The organism is Rhodococcus sp. MurmanLake-1 (genome assembly GCF_056945715.1).
The window spans coordinates 12,898-25,357 of record NZ_JBWZNF010000018.1; the positions used below are offsets into that span (position 1 = coordinate 12,898).

9 protein-coding genes are annotated in these 12,460 nt (G+C 62.8%); 5 read left to right on the forward strand and 4 right to left on the reverse strand.

Annotation, left to right across the window (positions count from 1 at the left end):
• Positions 1-11: 11 nt before the first annotated feature.
• From AC2ETI_RS29665 to AC2ETI_RS29675, 3 genes are all read right to left on the reverse strand, one after another.
• Entirely contained in the window at positions 12-3,905 is a 3,894-nt protein-coding gene (locus AC2ETI_RS29665; protein WP_003941141.1) for a Pls/PosA family non-ribosomal peptide synthetase, read from the reverse strand.
• Positions 3,906-4,027: 122 nt separating this feature from the next.
• Positions 4,028-5,881 carry a BCCT family transporter gene (locus AC2ETI_RS29670; protein ID WP_007727149.1) on the reverse strand — a complete coding sequence of 618 codons (1,854 nt, stop codon included), beginning with the start codon at positions 5,879-5,881 and terminating at the stop codon, positions 4,028-4,030.
• 425 nt (positions 5,882-6,306) lie between these two features.
• Complete coding sequence (locus tag AC2ETI_RS29675; protein ID WP_483634801.1) at positions 6,307-6,714, reverse strand: hypothetical protein; 408 nt, start codon at positions 6,712-6,714, stop codon at positions 6,307-6,309.
• 39 nt (positions 6,715-6,753) lie between these two features.
• On the opposite strand from AC2ETI_RS29675, the gene AC2ETI_RS29680 reads away from it, so the two are divergent.
• Positions 6,754-7,080 (forward strand): hypothetical protein, encoded by a 327-nt coding sequence (locus tag AC2ETI_RS29680; RefSeq protein WP_029254362.1) that lies wholly within the window; start codon positions 6,754-6,756, stop codon positions 7,078-7,080.
• Between the two features lies 1 nt (position 7,081).
• On the opposite strand, the gene AC2ETI_RS29685 is transcribed toward AC2ETI_RS29680, so the two are convergent.
• Positions 7,082-7,222 (reverse strand): hypothetical protein, encoded by a 141-nt coding sequence (locus tag AC2ETI_RS29685; RefSeq protein WP_003941170.1) that lies wholly within the window; start codon positions 7,220-7,222, stop codon positions 7,082-7,084.
• A gap of 244 nt (positions 7,223-7,466) precedes the next feature.
• Between AC2ETI_RS29685 and AC2ETI_RS29690 the strand changes: the two genes are divergently transcribed.
• The 4 genes from AC2ETI_RS29690 to AC2ETI_RS29705 all read left to right on the forward strand — a co-directional run bounded on the left by AC2ETI_RS29690 (position 7,467) and on the right by AC2ETI_RS29705 (position 12,454).
• On the forward strand, positions 7,467-8,198 hold the full coding sequence (locus AC2ETI_RS29690) for an SDR family oxidoreductase (protein ID WP_070387085.1): 732 nt from the start codon (positions 7,467-7,469) through the stop codon (positions 8,196-8,198).
• A 150-nt stretch (positions 8,199-8,348) separates the two neighbouring features.
• Positions 8,349-9,716 (forward strand): purine-cytosine permease family protein, encoded by a 1,368-nt coding sequence (locus tag AC2ETI_RS29695; protein WP_070387086.1) that lies wholly within the window; start codon positions 8,349-8,351, stop codon positions 9,714-9,716.
• A 30-nt stretch (positions 9,717-9,746) separates the two neighbouring features.
• On the forward strand, positions 9,747-11,348 hold the full coding sequence (locus AC2ETI_RS29700; protein ID WP_070387087.1) for a hydantoinase/oxoprolinase N-terminal domain-containing protein: 1,602 nt from the start codon (positions 9,747-9,749) through the stop codon (positions 11,346-11,348).
• Positions 11,345-12,454 (forward strand): S-methyl thiohydantoin desulfurase family protein, encoded by a 1,110-nt coding sequence (locus tag AC2ETI_RS29705; protein WP_279163007.1) that lies wholly within the window; start codon positions 11,345-11,347, stop codon positions 12,452-12,454. Before AC2ETI_RS29700 ends, AC2ETI_RS29705 begins: the two co-directional genes overlap by 4 nt.
• Positions 12,455-12,460: the final 6 nt, after the last annotated feature.

A 12,460-nucleotide genomic window follows, 5' to 3' on the forward strand; every position in this document is an offset into this window, starting at 1 on the left:
TCTGTTCGGCTTCACGACGCCACCCACGGTGCAATCGGATTGCCCTGCCAGCGGGTGGAGGGCGGAACGGTGTCACCTCGCATCACCAGAGATGCAGGCCCTACCGTCGCTCCCGCGCCGATGCCGGCTGCGGGTAGCGCGACACAATGCGGTCCCAGCGTTGCTCCTGCTCCCAAGGTGACGGTGTCCATGGACATGATCCGATCATGGAAGAGATGAGTTTGCACGACGCACCCCCGTTCCACTGTCGCTCCGTCGCCCAAAGTCACAAGATCTGCCTCGGGTAGCCAGTACGACTCACACCAAACGCCCTTGCCGATCTTGGCCCCGAGTCCACGCAAGAAGATGTTCAGTACGGCAGTACCAGTCGCCGCGCGAGCGAACCACGGCGCCGCGACGGTTTCGACGAACGCATCGGCTACCTCGTTGCGCCAGACGAACGAACTCCACAGCGGATGCTCGACCTTGGCGATGCGTCCGACGACGATCCACTTGGCGGCGATGGTGATCGCGCCAGCCACTGCTCCGGCGACGAGCAGAATTACGCCGCTCAACAGAGCCGCGAACCAGAATCCGACGGCGCCGACCAGTGCTTCGAGTGCAAACAGAACACCGAGACCGATGCCGAACGTGACCATCACGGGGATCAGTCGGCAGGTTTCGACCACTCCGCGGGCGATCTTGAGTCTCATCGGCGGATTGAACGTGCGGGCGGCGTCGGTGTCCCCGGCAGCCCTTCTCAGACGTACCGGTGGACTACCCAGCCACGATGATCCGGACTTGGCCTTGGACGGGGTGGCCGACAGAACCGCCACGAGACCGTTCTTGGGGACGCGACGACCGGGTGCGGTCATACCGGAGTTGCCGAGGAACGCACGCTTGCCGATCTTCGCCTGTTCGATGTGCATCCAGCCGCCGCCGAGGCCGTAGCTCGCAACCATGGTGTCGTCGGCGAGGAATGCGCCGTCGGCGACCGTCGTGAACTTGGGAAGGAGGAGCACGGTGGATGCTTCGACGTTCTTGCCGATCTTGGCGCCGAGGAGGCGGAGCCATCCCGGCGTCAGCAGGCTCGCGTAGAGCGGGAAGAGGAAGGTTCTGGCCGAGTCGAGCAGGCGTTCGGTCGCCCACACCTGCCAGCCGATGCGGCTGCGGACAGGGTGGTAGCCGGGGGTCAGCCCGATCGAGAGAAGACGAACGGCCACCAGTGTGACGACTGCGAAGACGAGCAAACTCAGGATGGTCGCGACGGGAAGCATGATCAGCGATTGGAGCACTGCACTCGCGAGCGTGTCGGTGTCGCGGATCCACCAACCGATCAAGGCGATTCCGGCCATCAGAGCGAAGATCGGCATACCGGCCAGGAAGACCGAGGTGACGCCGTATACCGGCACCCAGCCGGGTGCGCGCTTCGGATGTTCGGCCGGCCAAGGATGATTCGCTTTCCCGACCTTGGTGGCGGGGGATCCGGCCCACTGCTGGTTTGCCTTCACTCGGCCGAACACCGCAGATCCGGGTTCGACGACGGCGTCCCGACCGATACGCGCGCCGGGCAGAAGCGTCGAGCGTGAACCGACGGAGGCGCCGTCACCGATCTTGATCTCGCCGATGTGAATGACGTCGCCGTCGATCCAGTGGCCGGAGAGGTCGACTTCGGGTTCGACGGAGCAGCCGTCACCGAGTTCGAGCATGCCGGTGATGGGAGGAAGTGTGTGGAGATCGACGCCGCTGCCGATGTCGGCGCCGAGGGCGCGGGCGTAGTAGAGCATCCACGGTGCGCCCGAAAGGTTGGCTGCGCCACTGGCTTCGGTGAGTCGCAGCGCTATCCACAGACGCAGGTGTTCACTACCACCTCGCGGGTACGTTCCTGGTTCCAACTTGCGTAGGAGCAGGCGCGCCCCGACGACGGCGATGGTCATACGGCCGATCGGCGTGATGAACACGATGAACGCCAACAGGATCCACCACCACGAGACCGTGGGCGCCCAGCTGACGTCGACGAACCAGCCGAGGACGTTGTTCGCGATCGCCAGCCACGTCACCCACTGCAGTCCGGTGAGCGTCGTGAGTGGAACGGTGACGGCGATCTGCGCCAGCTGAGTTTTCAAGGGTGTTGGAGCGACGATGCGCGGCTCCACAGTTTCGGTGGGTGCCAATTCGTCGAGATATTCGGCGAGCGATCCCAACCGTGGATGGTCGTAGAGCTGTGCGACGGTCACTTCGGGGAACCGCTCGCGCAGGGCGGTCACCAACTGAGCAGCAGAGAGGGATCCGCCGCCCACTTCGAAGAAGTCGTCGTCGAGTCCGGTGATCTGGGCTCCCAGGATCGATCCCCACAGACCGGCAACCCAGGCGGCGGTGCCGTCGAGGCCCAACGCGGCCCCGGCATCTTCACCGGCGCCGGGCAACGGCCACGGCAGCGCATTGCGGTCGACCTTGCCTGACGTACGCGTCGGAAGTTCGTCCATCAACGCCAGACGCGGCACGAGGGCTGCTGGTAGCTGCTCGCTGAGCAGTGCATGAGCGGCCTTGAGGTCGAAGTCGGGATCCGTGCTGGCGATGTACCCGACGAGGAGCTGGTTGCCGGCTGCCGTCTTCTTCACGGCTGCGGCAGCGCCGCTCACACCCGGCAGATTCTGCAAGGCGTTGTCGACCTCACCGAGTTCGATGCGCCTGCCGCCGAGCTTGACCTGATCGTCCGCGCGGCCCTGGAACATCAGGCCGGTGGTCTCGAGCCGGACCAGGTCGCCGCTTCGGTAGGCGCGTTCCCACCCGAGCGAGGGCATCGACGCGTACTTCTCGGCGTCCTTCGCGGGGTCGAGGTAACGGGCGAGGCCGACGCCGCCGATCACCAGCTCGCCCACCTCGCCGACCGCGACGGGATTGCTCTGGGCGTCGACGACGGCAAGGTCCCAGCCGTCGAGGGGGAGGCCGATGCTGACGGGGCTCTTGCCGTCCATCAGTGCGCCGCAGGCGACGACGGTTGCCTCGGTGGGGCCGTAAGTGTTCCAGACCTCGCGGCCCTCGACGGCCAGGCGTTCGGCCAGTTCGGGTGGGCAGGCTTCGCCGCCGAAGATCAGGAGTCGAACGGCTTCGAGGGCCTCGGCCGGCCACAGAGACGCAAGCGTCGGCACAGTGGAGACGATGCTGACGTCACGCGAGACCAGCCACGGGCCGAGGTCCATGCCGCTGCGAACCAGCGAACGAGGAGCCGGGACGAGGCAGGCGCCGTGGCGCCACGCGAGCCACATCTCCTCGCAGGACGCGTCGAATGCCACGGAGAGCCCCGCGAGGACGCGGTCACCAGGCCCGATGGGCTCGTCCTGGAGGAACATGCGCGCCTCGGCGTCGACGAAGGCTGCGGCATTGAGGTGAGTGACCGCGACGCCCTTGGGGGTGCCCGTGGATCCTGAGGTGAAGATGATCCAGGCGTCGTCCTCGGGTTCGGGTTCGCGAACCGGTGGATGTTCGAGCCGCTTCGGCGCCGTCCCCGGCTGGATTCCGTCGCCGGTGATGATCGCCGCTACCTGCGCCTCGCCGAACACCAACTCGGCGCGCTCTTCCGGATCGTCGGCGTCGACGGGAACGTAGGCGGCGCCCGCCGCGAGGATCGACAGGATCGCCACGTACAGCGAACGCGAACCTGACGGCATCCTGATTCCGACGCGGTCACCTGCGCCGACGCCGGCATCACCGAGCCAGCGCGCACCGAGCGCGATCTCGTCGAGCAACTCCGAGTACGACAGTGTGGTGTCGCCGTCGTCGATGGCAGGTGCTTCCGGGTTGGCCTCGGCTGAGGCCCGCACGATGTCGATGAGCGTGCGCGGCGCAGGTGCATGCGCCGACCGTAGGAATACGGACGGAATCCCGAAAGATTGTTCCGTCTCCGACTGCGACTGGAGTGGCAAACCCGTTGGTCCTGTTCTACTCACGAAACTTAGAGTCCTGCGAACTGTCGAGTTGAAAGTCTCATGACAAGTTTGCGAGTTGGTGAACAGATATGCCTAATGCAACATGCCGAACGTGCCGGTCAGTCCGTACTGGCGGCTTGCGCGTGGCCTTCTGCAGAGTCGGCGAACTCGGGTGTGTCGAACACCTCTCCGCCCAGCGGATCGACGACCTTCGATTCCTCGGAGAAGTCGACGGCGCCGGTATCCGGGTCGATGTTGACCGCATGGGCGGGAACTTCGTGGACCGCGACGAGCATGTGGGCGTCGGAGGGATCCGTCATGATTCCGCTTTGTGACGGGGTGAGCCCGGCGAAGGTCGACGAGATCTTCAGATCGCGGAGCCGCTTTTCGGTGGGTTGCGGAACGTCGGTCGATGCCGAGGCATTTGTAGAAACCCGCAGGTAGCGTGGTGCCGACGCGACCTCGTATCGGAACGCCTTCAGCATCGACAGACATGCCAGCACCATGATGACCGAGAACGGTACCGCCGTGGCGATGGCAACGGTTTGCAGCGCCGTGAGCGATCCACTGCCACCCACGATCAGGAGAACTGCGGCCGCGGCACCGGAGAGGAACGTCCAGTAGACACGCGTGATCTTGGAGGTCTCCAAGCTGCCACCGGTCGCGAGGATGTCGATGACGATCGAGCCGGAGTCCGCGGACGTGACGAAGAAGAACACGATCACGACGATCGCGAGAACACTCGAAATCGTTCCGAGCGGAAGTCCGTCGAGAAGCGTGAACAGTGACGTGTTGGTGTCCACTGCGCCGGATGCGTCGAGCATCGTGCCCTCGTTGCGCTGACGCAGAATGCCGGAGTTACCGAAGATCGTGAACCACAACGAACCAACCAGCGTCGGGGCCAGCAGCACACCGAAGACGAATTCGCGGATGGTGCGGCCGCGTGAGATGCGCGCGATGAACATGCCGACGAACGGTGCCCAGCTCATCCACCAACCCCAGTAGAAGATGGTCCATGCGCCCTGCCAGCCGTCTTCGGCGAACGGGGACGTGCGCAGCATCAGTTCGGGCAAGGCCTGGACGTATCCGCCGAGGTTCTGCACCCACGACTGCATGAGGAACAGCGTCGGTCCCAGAATCAGGACGAACAGTGCCAGCGCGGCAGCGAGCATCATGTTGATGTTGGAGAGCCACTTGAGGCCCTTCGTGACACCGGAGACGACCGAGAAGGTCGCCATGCCCGTCACGATGACGATGATGGTGATGACCAACCAGTTGTCGGTCTCCACCCAGCCGAGGTAGTCGAGGCCGGCCGAGATCTGCTGGACACCGAAGCCCAGCGACGTCGCGACACCGAACAGCGTGCCGACGATGGCGACGACGTCAATGGCGTGGCCGATCTTTCCTTCGATGCGAGCCCGTCCGAGGAGCGGCTCGAGCAGCCAACGGATCGACAGCGGGCGACCCTTTCGGTAGGTCATGTACGCCAGACCAAGGCCGACGACGACGTAGATCGCCCATGCATGCAAGCCCCAGTGGAACAGCGTCAGTTCCATGGCTTGATTGGCTGCGGCGTCCGTGGATCCGGCGATCTGCCCGGCGACGGGTGGGGTCACGTAGTGCGAAAGTGGTTCGGCTACTCCGTAGAACACGAGCCCGATGCCCATGCCGGCGCTGAAGAGCATCGCGAACCACGAGAGCATCCCGAACTCGGGCTGCTCGTCGTCACGTCCCAATCGGATGTTGCCGATGCGGCTGATTCCGCAGTACAGCGCGAAGATCACGAAACCGGTGGCCGAGAGGATGTACCACCAGCCGACGCCGTCGCTGATCACGTTGTTGAGTGTTTCGAAAGCATCCGCGGCGGTTCCCGCGTAGATCACGGCAAAGGCGATCAGGGCAAAGATCACTATCGACGCGGGGATGAACACGGGTTTCCGTAGTTCACGCCACGCAGTTTTGACCGCAGTCATTCCACTCCTCGAACGTTCAGGCATTCACAGCGCCCATCAGGGCGGCCACGTGTCACGCGTAGGTGGGCGTTTCGCTCGCACCATCGCAGGTCAAGACCGGGCTATTGCTTTGAAATTCAACGTAACGTCAAGTTTCGGTCAACTCAACTGGACGAAAGATGCTGCACTGTCGCGAAAGTTTTCACTGGATGCCGTAGTTCCGGTTGTAAATCGTTGGGTAATAGTGGCATTGGGCCATGAGTGGAATGCTGAACGGCGAATTCGATTGGTACGGTGAGTTGAATCGGTCGAGTCGACGCTCACCGATTGACCACATTTGTCAAACTCGGCGAAACAGCCTGTCTGTCAGGTGGTTAACTCCTGGCGTGCTTGCCCGATCGTGGCGGTCAGGTGTCGATACCTAACTGTGATTGTGATGGTCGCAACTATCGGTGATGCGGGCCCTGTTCGCCCCGCTGAGTGTCGATCAGATCCATTGCATCCTTCAGACCCAAGCCCGGATGCAGTTCGCGTAGTGCCTTGATTGCCGGAATACGGTCGTCAGTCGACGCGAGTGCACTACGGACGTCGTCGGCGGGTATTTCGGTGGGGGCAGTTGTCCCTTCCCACCACACCGACTGAGGTTTGTTCCTGTTTCGCCAGGCTTGGACTGCGTAGTAAGCAGACCCGACCGTCGCGAAAAGCCAGATTGCGAGGAATGTCCAATTCCAAGCTGTGGGTTCTGTGATGACCTTGTCGATGGTGCTTGGGCCGAAGAAAACGAGTAGCCAAACCAGCACGATCGTCTGCCACCATCGCTCGACGCGCCTGCTCGGATTCCACCACTCGGCCATCGACCGATACTCGCACAGGGCTGCTGTTTCGGTGCGACGATGGTGATCATGGAGATTCGTGATGCGGTGGAGCGACTTCGGGCGGATTCCGGGACCTCGATGATCTTCGGAGAACCGCACCAGACCAGCGACGGATCGACGATCATCACGGTTTCGCGACTACACCGGCAGTGGCGGGGCGACCCGATACCGGTGCCAGTGGGAGTGTTCTCGATCCACGAGGGTGAGCCGTCGTGGTCACCGGCCGTCGATCACACCAGGGCGGCCTTGATGGGGGAGTTCATCGGGTTGGCGGCCGCGGTGATCGCAACCCTGGCAGTTCTACGTCGACCGCCCTGGCCTGATGTGACGATTCGGAAGGGGTGACTCAGAAGGGGTGACCCAGAATTACGCCGATCAGTTGGAACGGCATCGCGAGGAACATCGATCCGACGTAGAGCGGATAGCGAATCGGGTCGCCGGCGAGGTAACCCTCGGCGAGCCAGGCCATGACATCTGCTGATCCCATATTCGTTACTTCCCTTCGCGGTTGTGGTTCACCGACATTTTCGGTCGTGGGAGTTGTTTTGTTACAAGCGAACTCGAAGGAGGAGTGCATGTGACGGCAGTTTCGACGCAGCAAACTCAGTCAAGTGAGATCCCCGGGGGCGGCAGTCTCTACCGGCTTAGTCTGGATACTTAGCACCGTGGCGTAGTGAAATCTGTGCATTCTGCACATGTCGGGACAATTCGGTGAGCCTTACAGTCGCTAAATGACAACGACACCTTCTCCTCTCTCAGACAAGACCGTCGTACTGATCGGTGGCGGAACAGGCATCGGGCTGCGGGTGGCGCAGCTTGCCGTCGACGCCGGCGCGCAGGTAGTTCTCGGTGGCCGAACCACATCCAAGCTGGAAGCAGCGGCCACGCAGCTGGGTGAGGCGGCGCACTGGTTCACAGTCGACACCTCCGACGACGACTCGGTGAAAGCGTTCTTCACCAACATCCCCAGCGTCGACGCTCTCTTCACCACGGCTGCCGATTACCAGGTCGGCTCGTTCCGCGAACAGAGCGTCGAGGAAGCGGCGTCGCCGTTCACCTCCAAGTTCTGGGGGCAGTACCGCGTCGTGCACGCTGCGCTCGACAAGCTGACACCCACCGCATCGGTGGTCCTCATGTCCGGTGCTGCCAGTGTGCGGCCACCCGCGGCTGCCGCGGCCTACGTTGCGGCCAATGCGGCAATCGAGGGGCTCGGGCGGGGGCTGGCGGTCGAGCTGTCGCCGATTCGCGTCAACACCGTTGCTCCCGGAACCATCGACGGGCATCTGTGGGCTCAGCGTCCGGCGGAGGTTCGGGAGGCGGCGTTCACCTGGAGTGCGGAGAACAACGTGCTCGGCCGCGTCGGGAACGAAGACGAGATCGCACAAGCGGTGTTCTATCTCTTCACCAACACGTACACAACGGGTTCCACGCTGTACCCCGACGGCGGGTACGCGTTGCGCTAGACCGTGCCATTTGACGACTGTGTGAAATGACGACTGTGCGAAATGCATTGTCGTAACACGAAGAAACGCCAATTCGCCCATAGGCGTGACCCCGACCACATTCGTACCGTCTTCTCCGAGAACACTTCCCAACTATTCGAGGAGTCCGTCATGAAAAACACATCAACGACCGCCGCCGGCGGTGAAGTGTCCGACGGTGACGACTACGCGCTCACCCGCGTTCCCGACGAAGCACGGTATTCGTGGTTCTCGGTGGCAGTACAGCGATTCGGTCAGGTATCGGCACTCGCACAGTTCCTGCTCGGTGCGACGCTCGGCTACGGCATGACGTTCTGGAATGCCTTCTGGGCATTGACAGTCGGGGCGGTGATTCTCGAGGTCGTCTGTATTTTCATCGGCATCATCGGGGTTCGTGAAGGGCTCAACACGTCGGTGGTCGCACGCTGGTGTGGATTCGGGCACGCGGGTTCCGCGGTGATCGGCCTGGTGATCGGAGTCAGCCTGATCGGTTGGTTCGGCATCCAATCTGCTGTCTCTGCATCAGGTTTGCACGGAATCATGCCGTTTCTGCCGCAGTGGGCGTGGGCACTGGTCTTCGGCCTTCTGATCACCGCGATAGTCCTTCGCGGGTTCGGCTCCATGCAGCTGATCGCAAACATCACCGTTCCCCTGTTCCTGCTTCTGGTGGGTTGGGCCGTCATCGCCGAACTGCGTAATCACTCGCTGTCCGATCTGATGTCATCTGCGCCGGCCGGGCCGGAGCTCAGCTTCCTCGCCGGAACCACCATCGTCGCAGGCGGTTTCATTGCCGGAGCAGTGATCACACCCGACATGACGCGATTCAACCGCACGGCGGGTGACGTCGTGAAGCAGACACTCGTCGGAATCACATTGGGCGAATACGTGATCGGATTGACCGGCGTACTTCTTGCGCATGCCGTTCGCAGTTCCGATATCGCCACGATCATACTGTCGTCGGTCGGCTGGGTCGGCGTTCTCATCATTGTTCTCGGGACTTTCAAGATCAACGACTGGAACCTGTACAGCTCGGGGCTCGGCATCGTGAACTTCATCGACGTAGTGTTCGGGCGACGCATCAATCGCGCCGTCGTCACCGCTGTGGTCGGCGTGACCGGTTCGATCCTCGCGGCTGCCGGAATCCTGAACTCGTTCACCGACTTCCTGATCCTGTTAGGCGTCGGATTCCCGCCGATCGCCGGAATCATGGTGGCGGAGTACTTCATCGTCAAGACCTGGCGCAAGGACCTGGAAGAGAGTCGAGCCGCGGGTACCCTCCCGAACTCGGCGCCCACTTGGGTGCCGGCCACGTTGGTGATCTGGATCGTCTCGGCGCTGATCGGGCATTACAGCACCTTCGGTTTGCCGTCCATCAACGCGGTGGCCTCGGCATTCGTTCTCTACGTCGTCGCGGGTCGACTCGGCCTGATTCGCGGGGTCGGACGCACCACAACCGAAGCGCCGCAAGAGCCTTCGGGAACATCTGCGCTCACGCACTAGCACTGCAAACACTGTAGAAGGGAGTTCGCGATGCGAATCGGAATCGACGTCGGTGGTACAAACACCGATGCGGTCCTGATGGACGGGACCACCGTCATCGGGCATGTCAAACACTCGACCAGCAAGGACATCACCGGCGGAATCGGCGGAGCTCTGGCGGCGCTGCAGCAGCAGTACTCGTTCTCTCCCAGCGCTGTTCAAGCAGTGATGATCGGCACGACGCACTTTCTCAACGCTCTCATCGAGCAGCGAGGACTTGCACCAACAGCGGCTCTGCGATTGGGGCTTCCGGCGACCGCAGCGCTTCCGCCGATGGTGGGGTGGCCGCGAGACCTGGTCTCCGCTGTGCAAGGAAGGCGCTACCTCGCTCACGGTGGGCACGAGTTCGACGGTCGTCGTATCTCACCGCTGGATCCCGACGAGATTCGTCGCCATGCCGCCGACATGGCTCGCAGCGGTACTCGTTCGGTCGCAATATCGTCGGTGTTCTCTCCGGTCAATCTCGAATGCGAAGCGGCGGCAGCGGAGATCGTGCGTCAGGAACTCGGTCCGGACGTCGCAATTTCGCTCTCTCACGAGATCGGTCGAGTGGGTCTACTCCAGAGGGAGAACGCGACCATCATCAACGCTGCGCTGCGCGAGCTTGCCGATCACATCGTCGACGGTCTTGCCAGTTCTTTGGTCGAGCACGGCATCGCCGCACCGCTGTATCTGAGCCAGAACGACGGAACCTTGATGGACATCGAGTACGCAAGGCGTTATCCGGTGGCGACTTTCGCGTCGGGACCGACCAACTCCATGCGAGGCGCCGCTGTTCTGTCCGGTCTGGCCAGCTGTGCGGTGATCGACATCGGGGGCACCACTACCGACGTGGGCGTACTGACCAACGGTTTCCCCAGAGAAGCCACCACGGAGGTGACGGTCGCGGGGGTACGGACCAATTTCCGTATGCCGGACGTCTTCTCGATCGGTATCGGTGGTGGTTCGCTGGTGGATCCGGACGGGCTCACAGTCGGACCCGAATCTGTGGGATACGAATTGGGTTCACGGGCACTCGTATTCGGTGGTGACACGTTGACGGCCACCGACATCGCCGTCGCGGCAGGCTTGGCCGACGTCGGAGATCGCAGTGCGGTAGCGCACCTGGACCGCGGTCTGGTGTCGACGGCACTCGACCGGATCTCGCGCCGGGTCGCCGACGCCGTGGAACAGATGCGGACCACGTCGGATCCACTTCCCGTTGTGGCGGTTGGCGGGGGATCGGTTTTGCTGGAGCACGAACTTCCCGGCCTGGGAACGGTGATTCGTCCTGAGCGCTTCGACGTTGCCAATGCGATCGGCGCTGCGATCGCGCAGGTCAGTGGTGAGGTAGATCGAGTCGAAGCGGTACGGGACGGGCGCAGGCAGATTCTTGCCGACGACGCTCGCCAGGAGGCGATCGATCGGGCAGTCGCAGCAGGCGCACGGCCCGAGTCGGTGCAGATCGTGGAGTTCGACGAGGTCCCGATTCCGTATCTGCCGGGCAACGCAACACGTATTCGAGTGAAGGCAGTCGGTGACTTGGCACTGCACAGTGGCGATCTGGCACTGCACAGTGGTCTGGTCTCCACCGGTCAGGAAGGCTCACGATGAGTTGGACACTACGAACGGCAGACCTCGACGACCTCGCCAGGGGCGCAGCTTTGTTGGGGACCGGCGGCGGGGGAGATCCGTTCGTCGGCAAGATGTTGGTCACGCAGGCGCTCGGGGAAGCCGGTGAAATCACGATTCTGGATCCGGAGGAGCTCGACGACGACGCGTGGGTGATCCCCGTCGCGCAGATGGGTGCACCGACCGTCGTGGTCGAGAAGATGCCGCGCGGAACCGAACCCGAGCTGGCGCTGATCACGTTGGAGAAGCACACGGGGCGAACTGCAGATGCCACGATGCCGATGGAGTGCGGCGGGATCAATTCGATGATTCCGTTGCTGGTGGCAGCGCGGCGCGGACTTCCGGTTGTCGACGCCGACGGGATGGGACGAGCCTTTCCTCAGCTCGAGATGGAAACCTTCTCGGTGTACGGGATTTCGGCGAGTCCGCTCGCCATGGCGAACGAGCACGACGAGGTGGCGATCTTCGACACCGGAAGTGACAACAGCAGATTGGAGGGCCTCGCTCGCGGGGTGACGTCGAGGTTCGGTGGGATGGCGCATATCGCGCAGTACTCGATGACGGGTGCAGATGTGAAGCGGACGGCGATCCCACGGACTCTGTCGTTGGCCTTGGCCATCGGTCGGTCCATCAGGCTTTCACGTGAGCAGCGGGTGGACCCGGTTCAGGCGCTGGTGGACGGTCTCGCCGACACGCTTTACGGATACGGGCGAGTTCTCTTTCACGGCAAGGTGATCGATGTCGACCGGCGAACCGATGAGGGGTTCGCTCGGGGTTCGGTGCGGATCGCCGGCGTCGGAGACGAAGAGCTGGAAGTTCAATTCCAGAACGAAAATCTGATCGCCGTGCAATCCGGAGTAATGGTGGCGATCGTGCCAGACCTTATCTGCATCGTCGAGGCCGACACTGCCGAGCCCATCACCACCGAGGGATTGCGGTACGGGCAGCGAGTTGCGGTCATCGGGATCGCGACTCCGCCGATCATGAGAACACCGGAGGCACTGGCGGTCTTCGGCCCGGCAAGCTTCGGACTCGATCGCCCGTTCCTGCCGGTGGAGACACTCGAGCAACCTGTACTGGCAGAATAGCGAGCC